Source organism: Microcoleus sp. PH2017_09_SFU_O_A, from assembly GCF_020738625.1.
Taxonomy (GTDB): Bacteria; Cyanobacteriota; Cyanobacteriia; order Cyanobacteriales; family Microcoleaceae; genus Microcoleus.
Genome location: NZ_JAEQCF010000082.1, coordinates 1 through 24,780, shown reverse-complemented (window position 1 = coordinate 24,780; position 24,780 = coordinate 1). Strand labels below are relative to the sequence as shown.

At 45.6% G+C, this 24,780-nt stretch carries 22 protein-coding genes; 8 read left to right on the top strand and 14 right to left on the bottom strand.

Annotation, left to right across the window (positions count from 1 at the left end; genetic code table 11):
- Positions 1 to 249 precede the first annotated feature (249 nt).
- Complete coding sequence (locus JGK16_RS25780) at positions 250 to 582, top strand: (2Fe-2S) ferredoxin domain-containing protein (protein ID WP_293176941.1); 333 nt, start codon at positions 250 to 252, stop codon at positions 580 to 582.
- On the opposite strand, the gene JGK16_RS25775 is transcribed toward JGK16_RS25780, so the two are convergent.
- Together JGK16_RS25775 and JGK16_RS25770 are read right to left on the bottom strand one after the other, a co-directional pair.
- The gene (locus JGK16_RS25775; RefSeq protein ID WP_366053435.1) at positions 579 to 995 is read right to left on the bottom strand and encodes an HNH endonuclease; all 417 of its coding nucleotides are present in this window, start codon (positions 993 to 995) and stop codon (positions 579 to 581) included. The two genes, JGK16_RS25780 and JGK16_RS25775, sit on opposite strands and share 4 nt — an antisense overlap.
- A 108-nt stretch (positions 996 to 1,103) precedes the next feature.
- Positions 1,104 to 1,730 (bottom strand): heme-copper oxidase subunit III, encoded by a 627-nt coding sequence (locus JGK16_RS25770; protein WP_293176940.1) that lies wholly within the window; start codon positions 1,728 to 1,730, stop codon positions 1,104 to 1,106.
- Positions 1,731 to 1,736: 6 nt separating this feature from the next.
- Here JGK16_RS25770 and JGK16_RS25765 point away from each other — a divergent pair, with 6 nt between their 5' ends.
- Positions 1,737 to 1,949, top strand: coding sequence for a hypothetical protein (locus tag JGK16_RS25765; protein WP_293203476.1), 213 nt, complete (start codon positions 1,737 to 1,739; stop codon positions 1,947 to 1,949).
- A gap of 330 nt (positions 1,950 to 2,279) precedes the next feature.
- Here JGK16_RS25765 and ctaD read toward each other — a convergent pair whose 3' ends face one another.
- From ctaD to JGK16_RS25745, 4 genes are all read right to left on the bottom strand, one after another.
- A complete protein-coding gene (ctaD, locus tag JGK16_RS25760; RefSeq protein WP_293176938.1) occupies positions 2,280 to 4,085 on the bottom strand; it encodes a cytochrome c oxidase subunit I in 1,806 nt (601 codons plus the stop codon).
- A gap of 72 nt (positions 4,086 to 4,157) precedes the next feature.
- Positions 4,158 to 5,165 carry a cytochrome c oxidase subunit II gene (locus tag JGK16_RS25755; protein WP_293176942.1) on the bottom strand — a complete coding sequence of 336 codons (1,008 nt, stop codon included), beginning with the start codon at positions 5,163 to 5,165 and terminating at the stop codon, positions 4,158 to 4,160.
- 219 nt (positions 5,166 to 5,384) lie between these two features.
- A complete protein-coding gene (locus tag JGK16_RS25750; RefSeq protein ID WP_293176937.1) occupies positions 5,385 to 6,146 on the bottom strand; it encodes a class I SAM-dependent methyltransferase in 762 nt (253 codons plus the stop codon).
- Between the two features lie 169 nt (positions 6,147 to 6,315).
- A complete protein-coding gene (locus JGK16_RS25745; protein ID WP_293193197.1) occupies positions 6,316 to 7,329 on the bottom strand; it encodes an LD-carboxypeptidase in 1,014 nt (337 codons plus the stop codon).
- A 73-nt stretch (positions 7,330 to 7,402) separates the two neighbouring features.
- Here JGK16_RS25745 and JGK16_RS25740 point away from each other — a divergent pair, with 73 nt between their 5' ends.
- The 3 genes from JGK16_RS25740 to JGK16_RS25730 all read left to right on the top strand — a co-directional run bounded on the left by JGK16_RS25740 (position 7,403) and on the right by JGK16_RS25730 (position 12,146).
- Positions 7,403 to 8,836 (top strand): carotenoid oxygenase family protein, encoded by a 1,434-nt coding sequence (locus JGK16_RS25740; RefSeq protein ID WP_293176935.1) that lies wholly within the window; start codon positions 7,403 to 7,405, stop codon positions 8,834 to 8,836.
- A 559-nt stretch (positions 8,837 to 9,395) separates the two neighbouring features.
- The gene (locus JGK16_RS25735) at positions 9,396 to 10,220 is read left to right on the top strand and encodes an SDR family NAD(P)-dependent oxidoreductase (RefSeq protein WP_293193195.1); all 825 of its coding nucleotides are present in this window, start codon (positions 9,396 to 9,398) and stop codon (positions 10,218 to 10,220) included.
- Between the two features lie 171 nt (positions 10,221 to 10,391).
- Complete coding sequence (locus tag JGK16_RS25730) at positions 10,392 to 12,146, top strand: asparagine synthase-related protein (RefSeq protein ID WP_293193194.1); 1,755 nt, start codon at positions 10,392 to 10,394, stop codon at positions 12,144 to 12,146.
- Between the two features lie 283 nt (positions 12,147 to 12,429).
- Here JGK16_RS25730 and JGK16_RS25725 read toward each other — a convergent pair whose 3' ends face one another.
- The 4 genes from JGK16_RS25725 to JGK16_RS25710 form a co-directional block, all read right to left on the bottom strand.
- Positions 12,430 to 13,734, bottom strand: coding sequence for a hypothetical protein (locus tag JGK16_RS25725; protein ID WP_293176932.1), 1,305 nt, complete (start codon positions 13,732 to 13,734; stop codon positions 12,430 to 12,432).
- Positions 13,735 to 13,754: 20 nt separating this feature from the next.
- Positions 13,755 to 14,984 (bottom strand): decarboxylase, encoded by a 1,230-nt coding sequence (locus tag JGK16_RS25720; protein WP_293193193.1) that lies wholly within the window; start codon positions 14,982 to 14,984, stop codon positions 13,755 to 13,757.
- Between the two features lie 138 nt (positions 14,985 to 15,122).
- On the bottom strand, positions 15,123 to 16,979 hold the full coding sequence (locus tag JGK16_RS25715; RefSeq protein WP_293193192.1) for an asparagine synthetase B family protein: 1,857 nt from the start codon (positions 16,977 to 16,979) through the stop codon (positions 15,123 to 15,125).
- Positions 16,980 to 17,012: 33 nt separating this feature from the next.
- Positions 17,013 to 17,636, bottom strand: a complete 624-nt coding sequence (locus tag JGK16_RS25710; protein WP_293193191.1) for a DUF3859 domain-containing protein — start codon at positions 17,634 to 17,636, stop codon at positions 17,013 to 17,015.
- Positions 17,637 to 17,876: 240 nt separating this feature from the next.
- Here JGK16_RS25710 and JGK16_RS25705 point away from each other — a divergent pair, with 240 nt between their 5' ends.
- Positions 17,877 to 18,140 (top strand): hypothetical protein, encoded by a 264-nt coding sequence (locus JGK16_RS25705; RefSeq protein ID WP_293193190.1) that lies wholly within the window; start codon positions 17,877 to 17,879, stop codon positions 18,138 to 18,140.
- A gap of 232 nt (positions 18,141 to 18,372) precedes the next feature.
- On the opposite strand, the gene tsaB is transcribed toward JGK16_RS25705, so the two are convergent.
- Both tsaB and JGK16_RS25695 read right to left on the bottom strand, forming a co-directional pair.
- On the bottom strand, positions 18,373 to 19,140 hold the full coding sequence (tsaB, locus tag JGK16_RS25700) for a tRNA (adenosine(37)-N6)-threonylcarbamoyltransferase complex dimerization subunit type 1 TsaB (protein ID WP_293193189.1): 768 nt from the start codon (positions 19,138 to 19,140) through the stop codon (positions 18,373 to 18,375).
- 2 nt (positions 19,141 to 19,142) lie between these two features.
- On the bottom strand, positions 19,143 to 20,852 hold the full coding sequence (locus JGK16_RS25695) for a serine/threonine-protein kinase (protein WP_293176924.1): 1,710 nt from the start codon (positions 20,850 to 20,852) through the stop codon (positions 19,143 to 19,145).
- Between the two features lie 39 nt (positions 20,853 to 20,891).
- Here JGK16_RS25695 and JGK16_RS25690 point away from each other — a divergent pair, with 39 nt between their 5' ends.
- Positions 20,892 to 21,038: a hypothetical protein gene (locus JGK16_RS25690; protein ID WP_293176922.1), complete on the top strand. Its 147-nt coding sequence runs from the start codon at positions 20,892 to 20,894 to the stop codon at positions 21,036 to 21,038.
- A 132-nt stretch (positions 21,039 to 21,170) separates the two neighbouring features.
- Here the strand turns inward: JGK16_RS25690 and JGK16_RS25685 are convergent, their stop codons facing one another.
- The gene (locus JGK16_RS25685; RefSeq protein ID WP_293146353.1) at positions 21,171 to 21,419 is read right to left on the bottom strand and encodes a Ycf34 family protein; all 249 of its coding nucleotides are present in this window, start codon (positions 21,417 to 21,419) and stop codon (positions 21,171 to 21,173) included.
- A gap of 108 nt (positions 21,420 to 21,527) precedes the next feature.
- Here JGK16_RS25685 and JGK16_RS25680 point away from each other — a divergent pair, with 108 nt between their 5' ends.
- The gene (locus tag JGK16_RS25680) at positions 21,528 to 22,793 is read left to right on the top strand and encodes a CCA tRNA nucleotidyltransferase (RefSeq protein WP_293176920.1); all 1,266 of its coding nucleotides are present in this window, start codon (positions 21,528 to 21,530) and stop codon (positions 22,791 to 22,793) included.
- 256 nt (positions 22,794 to 23,049) lie between these two features.
- On the opposite strand, the gene JGK16_RS25675 is transcribed toward JGK16_RS25680, so the two are convergent.
- Positions 23,050 to 24,174, bottom strand: coding sequence for an ankyrin repeat domain-containing protein (locus JGK16_RS25675; protein WP_293176918.1), 1,125 nt, complete (start codon positions 24,172 to 24,174; stop codon positions 23,050 to 23,052).
- Positions 24,175 to 24,780: the final 606 nt, after the last annotated feature.

The following is a 24,780-nucleotide window of genomic DNA, read 5'->3' as shown; positions in this document are numbered from 1 at the left end:
AATTATCTGGAAATTATCTGCGTCTATCAGTGTTTATCTCAAAAGTATCTGCGGTTAGCCGATTCATCCCAGATTTATGTAGCGCGATCGCCAATGGTTAGCATCAAAAGGTTTATCATGATTTTTGGGTTAGCACGGGAACTCTTCCAAAATCTCTATTGACTCTCTGACCACTTTTGTATATATGACCACACCTATTTCCATTATACAAATATAGCATACAAAAAGCAGAGTGTCAAGCAAAAAAACATGAAAATCATCGAATCTTCTAGGCGAGTTCTTGTTTGCCAAAACCGCACTTGTCGCAAGCAAAATGCAGCCAAGGTACTGACAACTTTTCAGCAATTGTCCGGTGCAGAAGTGGAAGTTGTCGCTAGTAGTTGTTTGGGACAGTGCGGTAACGGGCCGATGGTGTTGGTGCTACCAGAAGAGGTTTGGTATAGCGGTGTTTCTGCTGAAGAAGTTGCGGCAATTACCGATCGACATTTGCGGGGTGGAAAGCCGATAGAGGCGATGCTTTATCGTAAGTTTCACCGCCATTCTGTAGGGGCGGTACCCCCGAACCCGCCCGCCGATGTTTAAGCTTTTTTGCCGTGTACTTGAATGCGTTTGTCGGTTTTTTGTTTCTTCACCCAAGAGAGAAATTTCTGGAGTTGGGGGTCATTTTTGAGCTTTTCTAGGGTGTTGAGTTCTTGGGCGAGGTGTTTGTTGTCGAAGAGAGAGTGAATCTGGCGGTGACAGGCCGAGCAAATGTCGATCGTCGGACTGGGATCTTCGTTCTTCCGCTTGGTGTTTTGTTTGGGGATGAGGTGGTGGGCGGTTAATGCTTCCATTTGTCGATCGCACAATTCGCACTGCATAATTTCCTCAATGCTGGTGGATGGGAGAATTGCTTCTTTTAATTTAGCGTAATTTAGGGCGATCGGCTTTGAGATCGTGGCCGGGTTTGTAGTGAGGACTTTAGTCCTTCTTTTGATGAGGACTGAAGTCCTCACTACAAACTGTCGATCGCACTTCGCAAACAATAAAAAACCCCCAACCGGGGGTCTTAATTTCAGGTGGGACAGACCTCTTGCCTGCCCGCTAAGTACAAAAGCCTACGCTCAAATTATGTACAGCAGCACAAACAAAACAATCCAGATCACATCGACAAAGTGCCAATAAATCTCAGTCGCTTCGATGCCGAAGTGGTGTTCGCTGGAATAGTGATCTTGTACGCGCGATCGCCAAACGACCCCAGCCATCAGCACCACTCCAAACGTCACGTGCAAACCGTGAAAAGCAGTCAAAACGTAAAAGCAACTGGCATACAAATTAGTCGTCAACCCAAACTCTAAATGAGTGTATTCGTAAACTTGACCGCACAAGAAAACGACGCCCATAGCGATAGTCACGAGCAACCAATTTCGCATACCCGTCGCATCATTCTTTTTGATCGCAGCATCCGCATTGTGAATCACAAAACTACTAGCAATCAGAATCACCGTGTTAATTCCCGGCAGCAATAACTCGCGATCGGGTGTACCTTCAGGCGGCCACATCGGGGCCATCGCCCGATAAATCAAATACGCGGCAAACATACCCATAAATATCATGCCTTCAGATCCCAAGAACACAAGTACGCCTAGCATTCTGTGGTCGGGATGCTCTTCGCCGTGCGCTTCTATTTCGGCGCTGTGGTGGTAATTTAGAGCCGTTTTTTCTGGATCGATCGCTGGAATTTGTTGCATAATAAATTGCTAGTTGGTAAGGAAGAAGGAAGAAGGAAGAAGGAAGAAGGAAGAAGGAAGAAGGAAGAAGGAAGAAGGAAGAAGGAAGAAGGAAGAAGGAAGAAGGAAGAAGGAAGAAGAAGGAAGAAGGAAGAAGGAAGAAGGAAGAAGGAAGAAGGAAGAAGGAAGAAGGAAGAAGAAGGAAGAAGGAAGAGAACATTCGTGCCAACAATTGTCTGAAAATCTTTGTATCTCTCGTTTATAGCGGAGGCTCGATCCCCCTAAATCCCCCTTAAGAAGGGGGACTTTGAGTGTGTCCGGTTCCTGCATTCTCAAGGGGGGCTTTGAGTATGTCCAATTCCTGCATTCTCAAGGGGGGTTTTGAGTATGTCCAATTCCTGCCTTCTCAAGGGGAGCTTTGATTGCTTCTTGTCCCCCCCGACCTAAGGGGGGCTAGGGGGGATCGAGAGCTTAATCGTCAGACAGCAGAGCGGTACTAGGTTTGACGTGTTTGTTGACTGATGACTGATGACGTTCGCGAGCGGGGACGCTCGCGCTAATCACTAATGACTAATTGCTATCTTGACTTTCATCACCAGGAGAATCAACGTTTATCTCTGATTCAGGCTCGACCAAAGTAGCAGTCCCGCCAAAGAAAGTGGAAACTTGAGCCTCCGCAATCGGAATACCCCGTTTCTGGGCGTTGCGTGTCGCATTTTCCCTCAACTTCAGCCTGAGACGTTCGCCAGTGTTCTGAATTTTTTCCATGCCGTAATCGTAAGGCCCGGTTGCCAATACCGGTATTCCTTCAAAATTTTCGATCGGCGGTGGCGAAGTCGTCATCCATTCCAAACTTAAAGCTTGCCAAGGATTGTCACCTGCTTTCGGGCCGTACCTCCAACTCCAAATCACGTTAACAATAAACGGGATTGTCGAGACTGCCAGCATATAAGCGCCCACAGTACAAATGACATTAATTGTCGTAAATTTCGGGTCGTACATTGCCACCCGCCTGGGCATTCCCTGCATCCCCAAAGCGTGCATCGGCAAGAAAGTTACAGTAAAGCCCACATAGGTTAAAACAAAGTGAACTCTACCCCAAAATTCGTTAAGCATCCGCCCCGTCATTTTGGGGAACCAGTGGTAAAAAGCCGCGTAAATTCCAAACACTGAGCCGCCAAACAGCACGTAGTGTAAGTGAGCGACGATAAAATAAGTATCGTGAACGTGAATGTCGAAAGGTACGGAAGCTACCATGATCCCGGTGATGCCACCGAGGAGGAATGTTGAGATAAAACCCATCCCAAATAACATCGCACTCACTAGGCGGAGTTTGCCGCCCCAAATAGTTGCCAACCAGCTAAATATTTTGATCCCAGTGGGTACGGCGATGATCATGGTGGTGATCATGAAAAACATCCGCAGCCAGCCGGGAGTACCGCTGGTAAACATATGGTGCGCCCACACGATTAAGCCCAAAAAGCTGATGGCGAGACTGGAATAGGCGATCGCCAAATAACCAAAAATTGGCTTGCGCGAGTGCACTGGCAACACTTCTGAAATCACCCCAAAAAAGGGCATGATCATAATGTAAACTGCCGGGTGCGAATAGAACCAGAATAAATGCTGGTAGACGACCGGATCGCCGTTACCAGTCGGGTTAAAAAATGCCGTTCCCGCTAACAAGTCAAAGGATAGCAAAATCAAGGCTGCTGCTAGCACTGGAGTAGCAACTAAAGTCAGCGCTGAAGTCGCAATCATTGCCCAGCAAAACAAAGGCATTTCATTGAGACTCATGCTCGGAACCCGCATCGTGAAGATGGTAACGGCAAAATTTACCGCCCCCAAAATCGAAGAAGTTCCCAGGAACAAAACGCTGAGAATCCAAATTTCTTCCCCCATTTGAGCAGTAACTAAGCTCAAAGGCGGATAGGAAGTCCAACCAGCCTGGGGAGCTCCCACCAAAAAACTGCTCAACAGCAATACGCCGGCTACGGGAATCATCCAAAAAGCCAGGGCATTGAGCCGGGGAAATGCCATATCTTTTGCCCCAATCATCAGGGGAATCAAAAAGTTAGCAAATCCGGCGCCTGCGGGGACAATCCATAGGAAAATCATCACCGTGGCGTGAACAGTAAATAAACTGTTATAGAGTTCCGGGGCGACAAAATCGGAGTCGGGTGTGGCGAGTTCGGTTCGCACTAAGGTAGCCATCACGCCGCCGATTAGATAGAATCCAAAAGTTGTAACTAGGTATTGAATACCGATGACTTTGTGGTCGGTATTAAATGTGAAATAATCTCGCCAATGTCTATCGGCGGGTGCTGTTCCGCGAGCATCTATGTTGGCAGTTTCTTGGAACTGTGCTTGTGTCATAGTTATTAGTCATTAGTTATTAGTCATTAGTTATTTGCTCTGGATTAAATATCCATTGCCAGGAACTAATGACTATTTTTTGTGATGAGTTGGATGAAGTTGTTCTAGACTTTCGGGATTAATTTTTATTTCCCTGACGTAGGGAGCTAAGAATTCCCCGTCTGACATTTTTTCGGGATTGATGGCAACTGCTTGCTCTAAGTTTTGAGCGCTAGCAACTTGCTGTTCTTTCACCCAAAGGTCGAAGTCTTCGGGTGTGTGAACGAATGCTACAGCTTTCATTGCTCCGTGATATGCGCCGCACAATTCAGCACAAACAATTCGGTATTCGCCGACTTTGTTTGGTATAAATCTTAGTTCGCTTCCTCGCCCAGGAATTGCATCTTGTTTGAGCCGAAATTCGGGCATCCAAAATGCGTGCAGCACGTCTTGAGCTGCAAGATTTAGCTGTACGTCGCCGTTGAGTGGCATATGCAGTTCACCGGAACTAACGCCACTTTCTGGATAGCTAAAAATCCAGGCGTACTGCAAACCCATGACATTTACTACTAAGTCTGCTGGTTTTTCTTCGTTTTCTGGGGCAGCACCTACGCCTAGGGCAATTTGTTTTTCTGGCTGAATTTGAGGGGCTTTTTGTGGTGTATCTGACAGCGTGCCTGCGATCGCACTTCCGCGCATTTTAGAGTGCGATTGCATTGTACCGTGATCGTGATTACCCATCGGATCGAGGCCACCCATTGAGTTGTAAATCTCAAAACTGTAGACTCCGATACCTAAAATAATCACCGCTGGTAGGGCTGTCCATAGAATTTCTAAGGGAAAGTTATCATGCCAAGCTGGCCCGTCTGTATTGTCTCCTTCACGACGGCGATATTTAATTACAGCAACGACTATCACTCCGTGGACTAGGATAAATAATCCTATGGAAAGTGTCATCATTGTGTTGAATAGTCCGTCTATCTGCGATGCTTGAGCCGAGGCGGCGATCGGCATTAATCCATGATTCTGGCCGTACCAGAGACTGATCAGAGTCACTCCGATGCCGACGAGCATGGTGAGGATGGAACTTGGAATGTTCAAGCTAGTACCTTTTAGTAGCGACACTTCTTCGCTGGAATAATTAGGGAAGCGCCTCTGGGTTGTCAATTTTTAATTGTAGATTGACATTTTGAACACAATGCCTATCTTAAGGCTTACTTAATGCTTAGTATTTTTGGGCGATCGCTCCTTCGCATGAATACGGCTTATGTCCCTTGACAAAAATCAGAAAAAATGGTAACAAATTTGTTTTCTTTGCTACTAAATTTGAGATTGTTTTTCAAACACCATTAAATGCTGCTGGGGTAACATATCTTTTGTCTCTTTCCATACTAAACCGACGGCGGCCATTTCTTTTTTCACCTGTTTCTGGGTCATTTTGTGCAAACCTTTAATGGGAAGCAGCGGATTTTCGCCCCGATACTCGATCGATACTGTGCGGCCTCCTGGTTTCAGTGCTTTGACAATTCCTTGCATCATTTCTCTGGGATAGGCAAACTCATGATAGGCATCCACCATCACAACTAAATCGACGCTGTTTTCCGGCAAATTGGGATTGTCGATACTTCCCAAAACTGGCTCAACGTTAGAGATATTTTTTTCTTGTTTATTTAATTCAATAAAGTTGAGCATTTCCGGCTGTACGTCAACGGCGAAAACTTTTCCTTCGGGAACTAGGGGGGCGATACGAAAGCTAAAATATCCGGTTCCGGCTCCAATATCTGCTACAATGTCGGTTGGTTTTAAATCTAGATTGTTGACTAATCGAGCTGATTTTTCTTCCATGCCACGAGATGGTCTTTCCAGCCAACTAGCGCCTTGATATCCCATGACTTGGGCAATTTCTCGACCCATGTAAAATTTGCCGGTGCCGTCGGGATTGTGGATTGTTCGCTGCTGATAGATTGTATCTTGGTTGGCGATTTTATTGGCTGCTGATGCGCCGAGATTGAGCGGAAATACGCAAACTATTGTCAGGATGATTGCTGTTAATAATTTAATGAATTGTGGGATTTTATTCACGGTATTTATGATTGTGTATTTGAATGGTTACTCGCGATCTGCCCATTGGTGACGACTTAATGTTAAACGTAATTAGGTACGTAGTTGCGCTTGGGCGCTCTTTATAATATAAGCTAAGAGCGCTGAAGCGCAACTACGTACCTTAGGAATATTGAGAATAGTTCAAGATTTAGCTGACGGCGGATGATAATAATTTGATTGTACCAGCAGTTGCGTCGATTTCGACTTCTTTGCCGATCGGCAAAGTGAACTTATCCCGAATGTGTCCCACCATCGAACCGTACCAGGCGGGAATATTCAAGGGGCGAATGCGATCCGTCAAGACTTGAGACAAGGTGAGGGACTCTTGCGGTTTTTCGGCCTCGCACTTGGTGCACTGTCCGAAAACAAAACCGGATATTTTATCAAGAATGCCTGCTAATTGGAGCTGCGTCAACATTCGATCGATACGATAAACCTCTTCGCTAACTTCCTCGACAAACAAAATACTGTTTTCCCAATCCGGCAAATAAGCTGAACCGATTAGTGTTGAGATTACTGATAAATTGCCGCCGATGAGTTTTCCCCTAGCTGTGCCGCGCCGGATGGTCTCTACAGGCATAGTTTTGGAGTTTTGCATGGTCACAGAACCTCCGTCAAACAAAACTTTTTTGACGTAATCTACTGTAAAGGGACTCCAACTTGAGACACCTAAAGGGCCGTGAAAAGTAACTATATTAGTTTTAGCATGAATTGCCAATAATAGGGCAGTAATATCGCTGAATCCCATAATAATTTTGGGATTGTTGCGGATTGTATTGTAATCCAAGAGCGGCAAGATGCGACCGCAGCCCCAGCCGCCCATCCCGGTAAAAATAGCTTGCACTGAGTCGTCGGCAAAGGCTGCGTTGACATCGGCGGCGCGATCGGCATCTTTGCCTGCTAAGTAGCCGTAGCGGTCGTAAAAATGCTCTCCTAGCTTAACTTTTAAGCCTAGGTTATCCAGCACTTTGAAAAATTGCTGCACTTCTTTTTCGTAGTTGAAAGCGGCAGGATTGATTAAGGCTACTGTATCGCCGACTTTGAGGCGGCGCGGCTCGATCGCACTTTTCGACAATAGGTTGTTTTGGGCGATGGGTAAAAGCTGAGTACCAATAGCAGTCAGCCCAAAAGTTCTGAGCAGGTAGCGGCGGGCGAAAGTCATAACTGTTAGGTAATTTGTGCTATAATTGTATAGCAAAATTTCTGCCAGCTCAGCTAAAAATTGCCAGTTGCGAATGAAAACAGACAGTAAAATCTCAGCTAAAAAATCCTGGGCCAAATCTTTAGCCCGTCCTGCTGCGGAGTTTCCGCTGACTCAGCTATCGGTTAAAAGTGGTAAAATTCCCGACGGATTGCGCGGCAGTCTCTACCGCAACGGGCCGGCACGTTTGGAACGCGGCGGTGTTGCTGCGGGACACTGGTTTGATGGCGACGGTGCAATTTTGGCAGTACATTTTACTGATGTCGGTGCTGCTGCTGTTTATCGCTACGTGCAAACAGCGGGATATCTAGCTGAAGAAAAAGCCGATCGATTTCTCTACAGTAATTACGGCATGACAGCGCCGGGCCCTGTGTGGTTGCGGTGGACGAAAACAGTTAAAAATGCTGCGAATACTTCTGTTTTAGCTTTGCCCGATCGCCTTTTGGCACTATGGGAAGGTGGGCCGCCTCATAGCCTTGATTTACAAACCCTAGAAACTCTGGGAACGGACGATTTAGGCAATTTAGATAAGGAATTTAGTTATTCCGCTCACTGCAAGTGCGATCCGATTACTGGGAATATTTTTAATTTTGGAATTACACCGGGTCTGAGTCCAAAATTGAATGTGTATAAAAGCGATTTTACTGGCAAAGTCGTACAAAAATCAACTGTTTCTTTAGATGGAATTTCCCCGATCCACGATTTTGTGTTTGCGGGAAAGTATTTGATATTTTTTATTCCGCCGGTGCAAGTCAATTTGTTGCCATTGTTAGCGGGAATTAGCAGTTATAGCGAGTCCTTTAAGTGGAAACCGGAATTAGGAACGCAGATATTAGTTTTTGAATCGGAAACTCTGTCTTTAGTTAGTCGCGGCGAAACCGATGCTTGGTTTCAGTGGCATTTTGCTAACGGTTTTGTCAAGGAAGATGGTTCGGTGGCGGTAGATTTTGTGCGCTTTGCTGATTTTACAACTAATCAGCGACTGAAAGAAGTAGCGACTGGTGAAACTCACACCGATGCGGAGGGTATTCTTTGCCGAGTGCATCTCAATCCTTTGACAGGGAAAGTGACAGGAATAGAAGAATTGTTGGATAAACCTTGTGAGTTTCCGGTTGTACCTGCTTCAGAAGTAGGACAAGACTCGCGGTATATTTATCTGGCAATGTATCGGCCTGATGTTGATATTGTAGCGGAACGTTACGGCGCGATCGCCCGTTTGGACACGCAAACCCGCAATCTCACAATTGCCGACTGCGGCGAAAATCGCTATCCCGCAGAACCCATCTACGTTCCAGATATTTCATCGGAGAAAGGTTGGATTTTGACAGTTATTTACGACGGCAATTCTGATAGCAGCGAAGTGTGGATATATGAGTGCGACGGACTTTCGCGCCCGCCTGTTTGTCAGCTAGAATTGCCTGGTGTCATACCTTTGGGCTTTCACGGTACTTGGAAATCGACCGTCTGAGAAGATTGTAAAGAAGTGTTGCGGAAGATTTATTAAAAATTGTTGCAGCTTTGAGGTGGAGTTGTTAACGTGTGTGTAGATAGGAGATTCTCATATCTAGGAGGTTTCATCAGTTGACAGTTGACAGTTGACAGTTGACAGCTACCTATAGCCGTCGATAGAAGAGGATTGGAGCAATGAATCATTTTGTTTGATTTTCCCCTAAATGGGGAAGCTTCAGACCCAATTTTAAGGTATGGAATTTATGCTCTGTATTGCTCAAAAATCCCGGCGAAGGTCATTCGCGACTACACAAACAAAGTCTGCCTTCGCAGACTAAAGAAAGAGGGAAATTAAGCCAAAGTCGGTATGATTTTCCACCTGGTTTTCCCATCTCAGGTTTGTCTGCTTGAATGAGGTTGAGTAGCCAGATTTACAACCAATTTCTGGCAAACCAAAAGTTTAGTTCAACTCACGCGCCCGTTGGCGATTCAAAAGTTTTGAGTTAACTCCACAAAATTCATAACTCGCAACTTATAACTTCGCGCGCGGTGAGTATCAAAATCAGAGGGTTTTATCTATGCAGCTTCAAGGAAAAACAGCTCTAGTTACAGGGGCTTCACGTGGAATTGGGCGATCGATCGCCCTGGAATTAGCCAGACAAGGAGTCAAACGCTTGCTGATTGTAGCGCGCAACCGCCACCAGTTGATCGAATTGGCAGAGGAAATCGATGTTTTTGGTACAGAAGTAGTGCCGTTAGCTTTAGATTTAACTCAGTCAGTGGCGGTGAATATTGCGATCGCCCAAGCTTGGCGAGATAACGGCCCGATTCACCTGCTAGTCAACTGTGCAGGCGTCGCGCACCAAGCATCATTCTTGCGATCGCCGCTACCGTTAATTGAGGAAGAAATCGCCTTAAATTTGCTCGGAACCTACACAATCACCCGGTTAATAGCGAGGCGAATGGCTGCCCAAAAAGACGGAACAATCGTCAATGTTTCGAGCTTGATGGGCAAAATTGCCGCTCCTACAATGGCAACTTATTCTGCTACTAAATTTGCCATTTTGGGCTTTACCCAAGCATTACGCAGCGAGTTAGCCGCCTACAATGTCCGAGTCACAGCTTTGCTACCATCTCTCACAGATACCGACATGGTGCGAGACTTGGAGCAATTTCGCTGGGTAGTACCGACAACTCCCGAAAAAGTTGCCCTCGCACTTGTCGCGGGATTGCACAAAGATGCGCCGGAAATCTTGGTAGGATATCAAAGTCATTTAGCGGTTTGGTGTCACAGAATTGCGCCTTGGTTGCTGGATTTGGTGTTGCGGATGGCAACTCCTGAACTTAGGGATAAATCCCAGCGCGATCGCAAATTGCGATCGGTTTTAGCTGGCGGGCGATAAATCTGTTTCGGCTACGTAGGGTGCGCTTCGGCGCACCTTACGGTTACTCGGCGGTTGAAACCGCGTCTACACAAACGATGTCCGCCTCCGCGGACTAAGAAATAAAGCGATCGCAGGGTGTACGTTTCTGTTAAAGTTAATATTATTCTAAATAATATTAAGCTTGCCAGAATGAACAATATAAAATCATTACTGAATTACAAGAGTAGCCAAAAACAAAAAATTTCAGTTCCTCCAAGTCCTCTGGTTGAATTTGCCTCAAGTTGGCGGATAGCTTGGGGGAAAATAGACGCGATCGCAGATGATGCAGCGTGGCGAGAAGGTCAAATTGCGATTATTTGCTCTAACCCAAGTGTTCAGCTAATTCTCAGTCCCTCTGAAAAATTTGTGATTGTAGGCGATATTTGGCTCAGCAATCGATCGCAATTGCTGGAAAAATTGGGCATTTCTGCGAGTAGTTGGCAGGGGTGCGATCGCCAATTAGTGGCTCAACTGTGGGAACGCTGGGGCCCTGAATGCTTGCCGCTGCTGGCGGGTATGTTTGCGTTTGCGGTTTGGGATCGTCAATCGCAGGTTTTGCGGCTGGCGCGCGATCGCACGGGCGCGCGCACTCTGTACTACACTACTGTTGGCGCGACTCGCTGGATTGCGCCTCAACTGCGGGCGATCGCAAAATACCACTCAAGGGCGATCGACCTCACAGCCCTGCGAGATTACCTCTGTTGTTCGTTCGTTCCAGGCGATCGTACCCTGTGGCAGCAAGTCCGAGAACTGCGCCCAGGAAGCATTTTAAGCATTCCTGACGAGACAATTTCGGCATACTGGGAACTGCGAGAACAAGTTGTCGAGGCGGAACAATCTTTAGAATGGCACGGCGCGAGATTGCGAACTCTTTTAGATGAAATTGTCCGGGAATATTTGCCAGCAAATCAACCTGTAGGCGTCTTTCTTTCCGGCGGGTTAGACTCTAGCTGCATCGCGGCTTTAGCTGCTCAATTTTGCGATCGACCAATTCACACTTACTCAATTCATTTTGGCGAAGAATGCGCCAACGAATTAGAGTTTTCCAGTTTAGTCGCCCAACACTGTCAAACTGAACACCACATTTTAGAAATTAGCTTTCGGGATATGTGGGAAAAGTTGCCAGAAACTATGGGTTACTTAGACGATCCGATCGGCGATCCGCTGACAGTGCCAAACTTGCTATTAGGAAGAATGGCGCGGGAATCAGTCGAAGTAATTCTGAACGGCGAAGGTGGCGATCCTTGTTTTGGTGGCCCCAAAAATCAACCAATGTTAATGAACAGCTTGTACAATTCTGTCACGAACTTGGATTCACTGCCAGCATATTTGCTTTCATTTCAAAAGTGCGCTGCGGATTTACCTCAACTGTTAAAACCGGAAATTTGGGCAGCGATGCAAGCAGAACCTTCGGTATTTAGTGCGGATTTGAATGCAAGCGGCAATTATCTGAATCGATTAATGGCATTAAATATCAAGTTTAAGGGGGCTGACCAGATTTTGACCAAAGTGAACAACTTGACTCAAGCTGCGGGCTTGCACGGGCGATCGCCTTTGTTCGATCGGCGAATCGTGGATTTGAGTATGACGATTCCGCCTGAGTACAAATTATCCGGGGTTGTGGAGAAAGCTGTGCTCAAACAAGCGGTGGCAAATTTGCTGCCGGCTCAAATTTTAGACAGGCCCAAAAGCGGGATGCTAGTTCCCGTACAGCAAGGGTTTAAGAGGTTTTGGCAGCGGGAGGCTAGGGGTTTGCTATTGTCAAGAAGAGCTGCTATTGCTCCTTATTGTAATCAATCTTTAATTGCTCAATGGTTAGATTATGAAGGAGATACTTGGGGGCGTTATGGCGTTAAGCTGTGGCTATTGACAAGTTTAGAGCTTTGGCTGCAAGGTAATAAGTAAGATCATGTCCGAGCGATTGCACATTATATTTGTAGGGACTTAGGCAGTGCCCATTAGTGTCAACTTAAGCCTGAAACCCCTGAGAATTCTCGCTTTTACCCCAGTCTAGATCCCCCTAAATCCCCCTTAATAAGGGGGACTTTGAGGATATTTCTTGTCCCCCCCTTATTAAGGGGGGTTAGGGGGGATCGAAACTTTGATACCAACAAGAGAGACGGCCGGTTTGACGTTAAGTTGACACCAATGGGCACTGCCGTGTCCTTTCCTCGTAACCCCACAAACCTCAACCAAAACTGTCAACAACATAGATAGAACTCTCCGTGCCACCTAGCAGAATCAAAGTGCTATCATCGCCACCTAAATCTCGACTACCCGCAATTCCTCGATTCAAAATTTGAATCAGTTTTTGAGGACTAAACGATTCCAATTCTACATAATTACCTAATTCCAACCACTGCAATTCCTCAGCAGATAAATCTTGGCGAATCTCTGGTCGCAATTTCACAGCATCTCGTGCATTTTTTTCGGAACTCAAAACAAACATACTGCTGCCACCCGCCAGAATTTGCTTTGGTAACAATCCAATATCAATAATTATCGCACTGTTATCTGGGAACCAATTAGGACTCGTGCGTAGCTGGTTAACTAAACCAATTCCTTTGGGACTGCAATCGTGCAAAGCGTACACTTTTAAGTCGGGATTGCGGCGCAGCATTTCCATCGTTGTATCGAAGATACTTTGAGGATATCCGGTAACACTGAGGACTGCACAGTTGTTTTCAAAGTGAAAATAGTTGGCGATTAAGAATTGGGCAATTTCCGGGCGATCGCACACCAGCAATCTATCGAAACTGTAAGCGCTGACATCAGGACTGACGGTGACATTTGCATTTGTATCGCGGGGAGGTGGTAGCATTTTAGTCATAGAATTAATGGTTGTCCAAGTATTAATCCAACCTTGAAACTGATTTGACTCAATCGTAAAGTCTTGACTATTTGCAGGTTTATTTTCATTTTTTAATCCACCCAAATAGATAGATGTTATTCCGATAATGCAGCTTGCTAAAAACAGCGAAAAGGAACTTGATAACAGATTAAAACCAATTCCGAATACCAGAACTATTACTCCCCTAATTTGCAAATTTTTTGCAAATTTCTGGCGTTGTTGATACAGATACTTGCTAGAACGGCTAGCAGTAAAAGTTTTTGCAATCAATAAACTATTAATCGCAAACATTATGAGACTCCAAGCTATACTCGATTCAGGAAATAGAATCAATGTGCAGAAAAGAGCCAAGATACCCGAAACTATATTAATAATTAGGTATCCGGGGATTGTGTGGGACATATCATCAATTATTGGTTTCGATCGCTTGTCTAAAAGGTAAAATAACTGTTTAGGGGTAAAAAACAGCGTATCGTTAACCGAAATATCTGCGATCGCCTTGGCAAACATCGGGTCAGTTATTTTGACACCAGTCATTGCAGTCGGTTCAAAAGCAAACTTATGGCCGCACTTGAGACAGCGGCCGCGCCACGCTGTGCGGTCTTTTAACTTGTTTTCAGTTCCACATTTGATGCACTTCATAAAAGTCTCCTATTGATTATTCAAAAAACTTGATTTGCTAGCAAAATGCTGTAATCTTCTCTTTGGCGAATTAGGCGATGTTGGCTATTTTCTAACAGCACTTCCGCAGGTTTTGGGCGGTGCAAAAAGTGCGACGACATGGCATAGCCGTAAGCTCCCACATCTAAAATACCAAGGATTTCGCCAATAGTCAAAGCCGGAAGTTGACAGTTTTTCCCCAAATAATCTCGCGAATAAGTCGTATTGCCACAAACATCAGTAAAATGTAGAGCATCCCGACAATTCCAGGTACAAATTTCTCGATAACCACCATGAACCGACGGTACTGAAAGATTAGCAACAGTCGTATCTACACCGACAATTTGTTTAGCTTCCTGCCATTTTGTGGAAACAACTTGAGCCAGCAAAGTAGCACATCCTGCTACAGCGGCTCTTCCAGGTTCAATTATTAATTCAATTGCGCGGTCTAATTGACTAATTCTACTGGTCAATTCTGCCCCAAATAGTTCCCAATCAAAGGCTGTACCGCCACTGTGGTAAGGATAGCCAAAGCCCCCGCCAAAGTCGAGATATTCCCAATCTGGCAATTGCTGGGCTGCGGCAATTATGGTATCAATTACTTGAGTAAAGGCTGCGGTTGAATTAGTGCCGGTACCGCGATAGAAATGTAAGCCACTTAGCTTTAATCCGGCTGTTTTGGCGATCGCAATTGCTTGTGGAAATTCGGGCGATCGCACTCCAATGCGACTTTCCCCCGTTAATTCGGGCAAATTCAGCCTCAAACCCAGACTGGGCGGTTCTAAAGCCTGCTGGTTTTCCCTCAGAGATTGGTACACTTCGCAGCACAACTGCAACTGGCTAAGACTGTCGAAATTCAGAGTTTTGACACCCCATTTGAGAACTTGTTCCATCTCGTCTCGGTGCAGATTACTGCCACTATAAACAATATTTTGGGGTGCAAAACCTGCCTGAATTCCTAAATAAATATCTCCCGGTGTATTGGCGTGCAATCCCCACCCGCTGTCTCGAAATATTTGCAGCAATGCGATGCTACCGTTGGTAACGCTGGCAAAACAAAATTGAGTTCGCGGATAGTCGATCGCCTTAGTAATGCGGTCAATAGTTCGGCGCAAAATATCGCTTTGATAAACGTACAGCGGCGAACCGTAGGTGGCTAATAACTCTTGGGCTATAGCTAGAGTGAAAGGCGGTTGTTTGATGATTGATTTGCGATCGGTAATTGTTTGCATAAGTGTAAAGTAGATGTTTGTTTAATTAGCAATTATCCCAAATTCAGATTTAATACCTCACTTATTCTTTAGTCCGCGAAGGCGGACTTCGTTTGTGTAGACGCGGTTTCAACCGCCGAGTAATCAAGGGAGTAGCTTTCATTCTCTCCACCGCTGGCGGTAATTCCAAACCGTTCGAGGCAACCAAAACGGATGATTCCAAGATTTGTTTTTCACATTTTCACCTAAAATTTGCGATCGCCAATTTTGCCACATCACCAATAGCCAAATCATCTCGCCAATGCGTCGGCCTTGAATTCCGGCTGCGAATTTGCCGGACATAATTTGAGCCGCTAAATCTGGTTTCCAGTGTTTCTCCGATCGCAACACGGCAGGATTCAACCAATCGCCGATGTCATGCCAAAATTCATTAAAACACCACGAAGTTAAGGGCACGCCCATACCGCGCTTTTCCCGCCACACTATGTCCGCAGGTAGCCAATTTTCTACCGCCCGTTTGAGGATGTATTTCTCGCAAGCACCTCGCAAACACAGTTCTCCCGACAGTTGAAATGTCCAGTCTGTGAGGGCAAAATCACAAAAGGGCGATCGCACTTTCAGACCAAAAGCCAAAGCCAAATTAGCAGCCCGCGGATGGATGTTCTGCGCGCCTTTCAGCATCAAACCCGCGCGGCGGAGGCGGTGCAGCAAAGACGCGCCCACAGAAGGATTAAGAGCCTCTAACAGCCAATTTTGAGGCTGCAAATCCTGAATTTGAGTGTAAATTTCCGGCTGATAAACTTTAGATTCGTATCCCCAAAGGCGGTGAAAAGTTCGCAAATATTGCAAGGCAAAAGTTTGGTCTCCGGCGGGATTTGCTGCTTGATAAACAGCCGCTGCAATCAGGGGTTTATTCGTCCAGCCTGCAAATAATTGATCGCCACCTTCGCCGTTAAAAACGATCGCACATTCTTGACTCGCAGCCTCATTTAACAGGTACAGCGGGACTGTAACTCCGTCACCAAAGGGCAAATCTAAAGCTTTCACCGCAGAATGCAAGACTTGTTTAATCCGATGTGGCCTAGCATCTACTTTTACCAAGGGAATGTTCAGCGAATCGGCAACTTTTTGGGCCCAAGGATATTCGGGAATTCCGGCCTCGCCGAAGTCGAGAGTATAAGCGCGGACTTTGACTCCGGCTTTGATTAATAATGCTGCGACTACTGAGGAATCTAAACCGCCTGACAGAAATACTCCGACTGTTTCATTGCTATTGATGTCGGAAATTTGACGTTCAACGGCATCTTTAAGTAAGTTTTGTAATTGTGTTATTGCTTCTGCTTCGTCTTGTATTTTTTCTGAACTTTCTCGCCATTTTAACAAGCGTTTTGAGTTGGCTTCAAGAATGACACCGCTATCTCGATCGCACTCCCATGTCAATTCGGTTCCGGCGGGAACTGCGAACACATTTTCTACAGGAGTTAAGGGAGTTGGAACGTAGGAAAAACAGCTATAACCGTACAAACTTGGAATGCTGATATCTGGTTTTTTGCAAATATTTAACAGCAGTTGTAAACTCGATGCAAACCAAATACTCTGCCCGATTTGCGTCCAGTAAAGTGTTACTCGCCCAAAGGGTTCTCGTCCCAAAATTAGGCAATTTTCGCGGACGTTTGCCCAGGCATCAGGTAACAGCAAACCGTTGGATGATGGATTAGTCGATAGCCCAGATGCTGAGAGGGCAGCGATTTGCCAAGTTTTAGCGCTTTTTTGGGTTGGCAAGTGCTGCGGGCGATCCTCTTCGAGGGCTTCGCTAACGCACTCCGTACTGACAACATTCCAAATTGGGTAATTTTCGTCGCCTGTGGTGGCGAAACTGGACAAATTATCGACTTTTTGGACTGGGATTTCTGTTGCAGATTGGCTAACTATTTTGGCTAGCAGTGCTTCCAATTTATCGCGGGAATCGCTGCCCCAGTATCCTATAAATTGACGCTTTTTGTTTATTTTTACCATGTTAAAATGAATCCATAGGCGAGTTTTTGATGATTATTTAACTTCAAAGGATGTACTGCCGATCGCCCGACTTTCAAGAAACATTTTAACTTGCCACTTTCCGGTAGCAGCAGCAGCACCAATTTTGTAACGACATTGAGTATTCCAAATGGATTTGTCGATTTCGCGAGTTTGATAGCGGTTTTGTTTGACAACTTGACCGCTGGGATCGATCCAATCGCAGGATATCGATAGTTTTTTGCCTAAAGGTGCATCCTTTAAGGTAGTACGGTAAAAGATTTCGGGATTGTTTTGGCGGAAAATAACAGTCAAATTGCCGCCATCATCCTGCACGGAAGTTATGCGGTTTTGTTGCATTGAAACGCGGGCGATCGCTTGTTCATTTTGGTAAATGTAGAATCCGGTAATTGCGATCGGTACCACCCCAACTACCACCGCTAACAATCCAAAAATCCACCGATTGCGTTGCTGCTTTGCCAGTGCTTCCCGACGCTGTAACTGGATTAAAGCCTCATCTAGCAACTCAGTCGGCAAGCCCAATTCCTGCAAAACTTGTGTGACTTCTTCGGAACTAAGTTCAGCCTCCCGGACGTTAGAAAGGCGTTCTACTTCAGCTACTATTTGCGTTAATTGAATTTGAGTCAGTCGATTTTCCATATATTAAGAAGCTGTAGGATTTTTTCATGAATGTGGTTTACTAACACCAGTCAATTAACATTATGAAACAGGCTGAGCTTCAAGTCAATTCATAAACATCATAATTTTGAACTCATAAAAGTCATAATTAATCGTTGGCGCTGTTGAATTTTGTTCGGAATTTCCCCAACCAATTGCTAAACTGAGCTTGTAGTGCGATTAAGAGCCCGATAGCTACGCGCACGCGTACTTTTGCCTAAAATGAGCAACAGCCTAATCGAGTCCAATTCGATAAACACCCACTGGGATTGCCCCGAGTGCGAAGGCACAGGTACAGTCAACGGAGAAACTTGCCCCGAATGTCTCGGAGCAAAATACATTGATATTGATGCGCTAATTAGCTGGATGCTCGCTTTTATGGAATCTCGCGGCTGCAATCCCGATGAAATCGACCAATTGCGAACCGAAAACCCAGATGCGCTGACATTAACTTTTTGCCTCGAACTTTGTATCGCCCTGAAATAAACAACAACAAAAACTCTCTCTTCTCTTCTCTTCCTTTGCGCCCTTCGCGCCTTCGCGGTTCAATAAAAAAATCTCATTCACAAATCCTTAAAAATTACCAAATTAAGTCCCAATAAAACCTACGCACGGGTAGTCAGAAACCGGGTTTTTTAGAAAAATTATTCGTTATCACCCAGAGATTAGGTAAAAAACCCGGTTTCTTTGGTCTTAATGCGTAAGTTTTGCCCAATATTCATTTTCCCTGCACGGGATGTTGCCCGTAATAAGGCAAAGCATCCCACCAATCAGGGCGACTTCCTTGTTTCCACTCCAAATAAGCTAAATCCAACACACCAGAAACCGACGAACCCAACTCGCTACCAACTTCAATTAACTGATAGGAATTTTCCCAGCTTTCCAGCTTTTCCTGCCAAGATTCAGGAGTCATTACGGTATCAGGAAATAACTCAGTTAAACCCGAATTACCGTTAACTGAATAAACAGCGCCAAACAATTGACCTCGCTGTGCGGGCATTTGCAGCGCAATATCCTCTCTCAAAAGCCCCCCCTTAGCAAGGGGGGGTTGGGGGGGTTCCACACTCAAAAGCCCCCCCTTAGCAAGGGCGGGTTGGGGGACTTCCTCACTCAAAAGCCCCCCCTTAGTAAGGGGGGGTTGGGGGGGTGCAGCCCAAGCAACAGCCGCCAAAGTTGAAATAGTAAAAACCGGAATATTCAACTGTTGAGCCAAAGTCCGCGCCGTCACCATACCCATGCGAGTCCCCGTAAAACCTCCGGGCCCCTTTGCTACTGCAATAAAAGCCAAATCTGCCCAAGTTTGCGGCGCGATAAACTCTACTAAATACTGGTGTAAATCCGTTGCTAAACTGCGGCCCAAATTCCAAGTTTGGCAGCGATTATCGCCGGAAAAATTGCTGATTGCTAAACCTAATTCTGGTGTTGAGGTGTGCAACGCTAAGCCGTATTTTTTTACTAATGTTTTGTCTTGGGGATTGCTATTCACGATTACTGATAATTTTCCTTCACAAAAAACAGCGGCAATGCCACAACCAAGCAACCCAATAGAATGCCAAATATTCCCGTGTTTAAAATCCTTGAATTGCCCATGCCACCAGTTATCAAAAACAGCACTACTAAACTGGCAAATAAATTCTTGTTCGCAAATTCTTTGTCTTGAGAAACTTGATGTTTGACAACCATAAAACCGGATGCAACTATAAGCGCGAACCAAGAATTAAAAATGACTATTTGAGAGCCAAAGATAAACCAAACTAAAGCAAACATGAGCGAATCGAGCCAGAAATCCTGAGTTTTCAACTTCGGAAGCCAAAATTCTTGGGTAACAACTGGGGCGATTTTCTTGGCTAATTGATTGTGTTGCAGCCGCAGGAGTTTGTTTTTTAATTGAATTTTGGGATCGATTTGCAATACTTCCTTCCACTCGGGGACGCGAGAATTGTTTACTCTTCCCAACAGCTTAATGGCTGTGACTTTATTTAACTGCAAAGCGGTGAGTTTGGTGGCAATTATTTGGGATAAGTGCGGATAGTGAACAGGATTGTCTTCGGTTCTGTTGATGACGATATTGAGCTTTTGCTTGGCTTGACTGATTTGGATTGTAACATTGTACGGGGCGATCGCCTCTTGTAAAGCTTGCTGAATTTCGGCTTGCTGTTCCCGACCCAAAAGCGCAGGTGCCGGGGCCAGTGCAGGCTTCGATTCTGCGCTTGTTTCCGGCGCATCCAGCACGGGCTGCGCGTCTAAATAGACCGGCTTGGGGTTCAACTGCCGGATGACTGCGGATGCTGAATTGTAGCGCCGGTTGGTGGCACTTTGGAGCATCGTGTCGAGGATGCGGCCGAAATCGTCGCTAACAGCACTCTTCAAATAATTGCGCCAAGCCCAGGAATCTTCGGCGCCCTCGAACAAGTCGAAGGGAGGAATGTGAGTCAGCAAGTGAATGCAAGTAACACCCAAACTGTAGATATCGCTAGCAAAAACTGCTTTTCCCATCAATTGTTCTGGGGCTGTATAAGCAGCGCTGCCGATAATTGTACCAGTTTGTGGCAATCCGGTTGCTGTTACTTTCTTTGCTGCACCAAAGTCTACTAAAACTATATCTTTTTGGAAAGGAGAGGGTTGATAGGAATTTTCTAAGGCGGGTAAAGGGGCGGGAGATAGGCGGCGGCGAATGATATTTTCTGGTTTGATATCGCGGTGAATAACTTTGGATTTGTGAACGAAGTGGATTACGGGCAATAAATCGTTGAGGATTTGTCGAATTTGGGTTTCGGTGAATGCTCCTTTTTGTTCTAATTCTTGAGCTAAATTTTTGCCGTCTATAAATTCTTGTACTAAATATTGTCTTCCCTCTTGTTCAAAATGCGCGATTAATTCGGGAATTTGGGGATGTTTTCCCAAGGTTTCTAGCTGGGCTGCTTCTTGGTGGAAGAGTTGGGCGGCTTTTTCGGCTGCGGTGTTTTGCGGGAAAAATTGCTTGATGACGCACTGCCCAAAAGTCTGGGGTTTGGTTTCATCAACTGCTAGGAAAGTTCTGCCGAAGCCTCCTTGCGCGATCGGCTTTATGGTACGGTAGCGAGATGCTGATGGCGATTGTTCGTTAGTTAACAACAATTTTGAGCCGCAACTTTGGCAAAATTCTGCATCACCGGGGTTTTGCGGATTCTGACAAGTTGGGTTTAAGCAATAGGACATTTGATTTTAGATTTTGGATTTTAGATTTTAGATTTAGGAATGGGGAATTGGGAATTGGGAATTGGGAATTGGGCATCGGGCATCGGACATCGGACATCGGGAATTGGGAATTGGGAATTGGGAATTGGGCATCGGGCATCGGACATCGGACATCGGGAATTGGAACTAAAAAATACCAACTGTTAACGAAGAGGGCGGGCACGGGGGCACTGCCCCTACCACAGGTCAAATGTCTACGGTCTACTAACAACTAATAACTAATAACTAACAACTAACAACTGTCAACTGTCAACTGTCAACTGTCAACTGTCAACTGACTCAAGTCGGGACGAGTTCGCCCGGCCGCAATTTTGCCCATTTGCCGGTCTCTTGTTTGAAACTTTGACACCCGACTACATCCCATTCCATTTCTACTTCGTCTTGACGGGGGCGGATGTTGACGTTGATGGTGGGTTCTACGGGGTCGAAATCGGGTGTTTCGGTGAGGTGGATTTGTTCGTGCTGTCCTTCTACGGCGTGGTATGTGAAGCAGCGGTCTACATAGTGGCAGTTAATACAAATACACATTCTTGATATCCTCTGTGCATTTCAAAAAGATTGGTGAATTTTGAGCTTTCTGTTAATCTAGCGTAGCAAGAGTTTTATTGTTTGTAAGGAAAGTAGATTTTTGTTGCGATGCCGATGAATTTGCCACCTGCGTTATCTCCTGAGACTTGGCCGTTCGATTTGGAACTGCTGACACCGCCTGTTTATTTGGTGGGCGGCGCGGTGCGGGATGCGCTGCTGGGCCGCCGATCGCACTATTTTGATTTGGATTTCGTTATGTTAGCACGGGCAGTGAAAACTGCTAGAAAAATTGCCGATCGCACGAAAGGCGGATTTGTGTTGTTGGATGCGGAACGACAGATTGCGCGGGTGGTGTTTGCGGGCGGTACGGTGGATTTTGCACAGGCTTTCGGGGGGAGTCTGGAGGAGGATTTGCACCGCCGCGATTTTCGGATAAATGCGATCGCCTGCAATCCTTTTACCGGAGAAATCATCGATCCTTTGGACGGTCAAACTGATTTGCGGTTGGGTTTGCTGCGGATGATTTCGCGATCGAATTTAGAGGACGATCCGCTGAGGTTATTAAGAGCTTACCGCCAAGCAGCACAGTTGGGTTTTGCGATCGAACCGGAAACTTTGCAGGCGATTCGGGAATTGGCGCCGTTGTTGAGTCGGGTGGCGGTGGAACGGGTGCGGACAGAATTGGGTTATTTGTTGAGCAATAATAACGGTGTTCCTTGGATTTGTAAGGGTTGCGAAGATGGGTTGTTTTCGATTTGGTTTGAAAGTGCGATCGACCGTTTCGATATCTTGACAAAAATTGACTCGTGTGCTGCTGATTTGGCGGCAATTTACCCGGAGTTGGAGAGAGAGTTTGGGCGATCGATTCGAGATACAATTAAAACGCCGTTGTTGGCGATCGGGAAGTTGGCTGTTTTGGCAAATTCTGACCCGACAATCGCTGAAACCGAGTTGCTGCGGTTGAAGTACAGCAATGCAGAGATTAAAAGTGCGATCGAGCTTTTGAAATATTTGCCACAACTTCAAGCACAACCGATTGCAGAAATGTCCTTACGAGAACAGTATTTCTTGTTTCGCGACGTGGGAATAGTATTTCCAATTTTAGCAGTTTTAGCCATGGCAGCGGGAATTGCGGTTGAGGAGATTGCACTGTTAATTAATCGCTATCTCGATGTCGGTGATATAGTCGCCCATCCCACACAATTAGTGAGCGGCAATGAGTTAATGGAATCTTTGAATATTCCCAGAAGTCCGCGCATCGGTCAATTGTTAATGGAGATTCAATTAGCGCGGGTGGAAGGGAGAATTGCGACTCGCGAAGATGCCCTGAAATTGGCGTCAGACTTTGTTGCGGTACAGCCAGATTTGATATAAATACAAATCCCTAAAATGTATAGCGGTTATCAGAAAGATTAGGTACGTTGTTGGGCTTTAGCCCTCTGACTGCCGCATACAAAATACGACTTTGAAACCTCGTTGACTCCTAAATTCGCCTCGGCAGATTAAAGATGAGGTATGAGGTACGTTGTTGGGCTTTAGCCCTCTGACTACCGCATACAAAATACGACTTTCAAACCTCGTTTATCCCTGAGCCAGCCTAGTTTGTTGAGGATAAGTTTAAACCGCCGATTTATCTTTGAGCTCCGTGCTGTTTGAGTAACTTAACAATCTCCGGAGTGGATGATTTGTAAGCAATACTTAAAGCAGTTGCACCATTTTTGTTTCGAGCGTTTACATCCGCACCCTTTGCAAGAAACAACTTTACTAATGCAGGTTTTAATTGCGGAGAGATACCAGTATTGAATTGCACAATTCTCATCAACAGAGTAGTATTATCGTAAGGATCTGGAGCGTTGACATCAGCACCGCGATCGATCAATAATTTTACAATCTCGATATTTCGACCGGAGACAGCGCTGTACAGTAAACCTGATGGTACTTGGGGTTTATTCTTGAGAAGTAATTCAATTATCTCTTGCTTCTTTTTTTCAGACTCAAACCTATTGATTACAGAAAAAAAGGTGTTATCATTCACCTTGGCGCCTCGCTCGATCAAGGCTTTCATTGCTTGAGAATTGCCACTTTCTGCTGCGATGTTGAGTGCTGTTTGTCCAGTATCGTGACGGGGGAGATCGATCGCCTCCATGTCTGCACCGCTGGCGATTAAAAGGTCGATCGCCCCGCTACCCCGTCCAGCAGCCGCCGCGTGCAGGGGCGTTTGTCCTGATTTGTCGAGAGCCCTTACATCCAATCCTTTTTGGAGAAACAACTGTACAATTGCCTGATTTGGGCCAAAAGCAGCCGCGTGTAACAGTGTTTGGTTTAAATAAGTCTTGAAATGGATATCTGCATTTTTTGCCAAGAGATTTTCGACTGCTGCGCGATCGCCCGTGTAAGCAGCACTAAACAGCAAAATGTTGATATTATCTATTTTCGGCAATTCCCATTCATCTAACATATCCCCAATTCTCACCCGATCGCCCTGCCAATGCACAGACACAAGTTGCACCATGTCAACACTTGTACCATTCAACTCTTTTCCAGCCGCATCCAACAGAAATACATCGCAGGGGGCATCGCTTCCTCCACCGGGCATAGAAAACAGCATCGGATATCTGAGAATCGCGATCGAATATTTGCCATCAGGACTAAATTCGGCCGTGCGAATACCCAATTTCATAATTTGTCGGGGGGCAACGGAGAGGATAATTAACAAGCCTAAAATACCAAGACAGCCAAAACGAAAGAAACGCATAATTATCTTAAGGTAGCTTATGCGATCGACTATAGCAGTGCTAAATGAGTCGTAAAGTTTTTTACCCCACCCCAACCCTCCCCTTATTAAGGGGAGGGAGTAAGAAATTTACAAATGATTTAGGATTGCTATATAACTTTTAACCTATGTCGGTCGATCGCACTTTGGGAATTAGCAAACAACGATCGCGATCGCACCTGCAAATCTTTCAGCAGCATGGTGACGCCAGATAGAGCGACTTTTGGACGATCGGCAAAATTTACTGCAAGCTAGACTAGAGTTGTAATGGTCGTTCTCGATCGACAATTTACAACAACTCAGGAAAAAACATTCATCCAGCAAAGCCCGGGAATTCCCGTTGGAGCTTGTGCTGGTTGTTCCCTTCGTGTTACTACTGAGTTACGAAACTTCCGCATATCCTCGGCGAGGAACTAAGCTTTTCCCAAGTCTGAGCAATTGCTGCATTCCTATCCGCTGTTTCCGTTAAACTTTGGTCAGGAACCCAACTCTAAGTGCGACTCGTTGATTGGCAAATCACGGTAAACAGTCCGTACATAGCTAATCCAACTCTAACCAACAACGGAAAAGAGTTGAACTCTCGGAGAT

Coding starts and splice junctions, on each gene's coding strand:
- JGK16_RS25780 (WP_293176941.1), top strand. CDS start 250: ATGAAAATCATCGAATCTTCTAGGCGAGTTCTTGTTTGCCAAAACCGC.
- JGK16_RS25770 (WP_293176940.1), bottom strand. CDS start 1,730: ATGCAACAAATTCCAGCGATCGATCCAGAAAAAACGGCTCTAAATTAC.
- ctaD (WP_293176938.1), bottom strand. CDS start 4,085: ATGACACAAGCACAGTTCCAAGAAACTGCCAACATAGATGCTCGCGGA.
- JGK16_RS25745 (WP_293193197.1), bottom strand. CDS start 7,329: ATGACTTTCGCCCGCCGCTACCTGCTCAGAACTTTTGGGCTGACTGCT.
- JGK16_RS25740 (WP_293176935.1), top strand. CDS start 7,403: ATGAAAACAGACAGTAAAATCTCAGCTAAAAAATCCTGGGCCAAATCT.
- JGK16_RS25735 (WP_293193195.1), top strand. CDS start 9,396: ATGCAGCTTCAAGGAAAAACAGCTCTAGTTACAGGGGCTTCACGTGGA.
- JGK16_RS25730 (WP_293193194.1), top strand. CDS start 10,392: ATGAACAATATAAAATCATTACTGAATTACAAGAGTAGCCAAAAACAA.
- JGK16_RS25725 (WP_293176932.1), bottom strand. CDS start 13,734: ATGAAGTGCATCAAATGTGGAACTGAAAACAAGTTAAAAGACCGCACA.
- JGK16_RS25720 (WP_293193193.1), bottom strand. CDS start 14,984: ATGCAAACAATTACCGATCGCAAATCAATCATCAAACAACCGCCTTTC.
- JGK16_RS25715 (WP_293193192.1), bottom strand. CDS start 16,979: ATGGTAAAAATAAACAAAAAGCGTCAATTTATAGGATACTGGGGCAGC.
- JGK16_RS25710 (WP_293193191.1), bottom strand. CDS start 17,636: ATGGAAAATCGACTGACTCAAATTCAATTAACGCAAATAGTAGCTGAA.
- JGK16_RS25705 (WP_293193190.1), top strand. CDS start 17,877: ATGAGCAACAGCCTAATCGAGTCCAATTCGATAAACACCCACTGGGAT.
- JGK16_RS25695 (WP_293176924.1), bottom strand. CDS start 20,852: ATGTCCTATTGCTTAAACCCAACTTGTCAGAATCCGCAAAACCCCGGT.
- JGK16_RS25690 (WP_293176922.1), top strand. CDS start 20,892: ATGGGGAATTGGGAATTGGGAATTGGGAATTGGGCATCGGGCATCGGA.
- JGK16_RS25685 (WP_293146353.1), bottom strand. CDS start 21,419: ATGTGTATTTGTATTAACTGCCACTATGTAGACCGCTGCTTCACATAC.
- JGK16_RS25680 (WP_293176920.1), top strand. CDS start 21,528: ATGCCGATGAATTTGCCACCTGCGTTATCTCCTGAGACTTGGCCGTTC.
- JGK16_RS25675 (WP_293176918.1), bottom strand. CDS start 24,174: ATGCGTTTCTTTCGTTTTGGCTGTCTTGGTATTTTAGGCTTGTTAATT.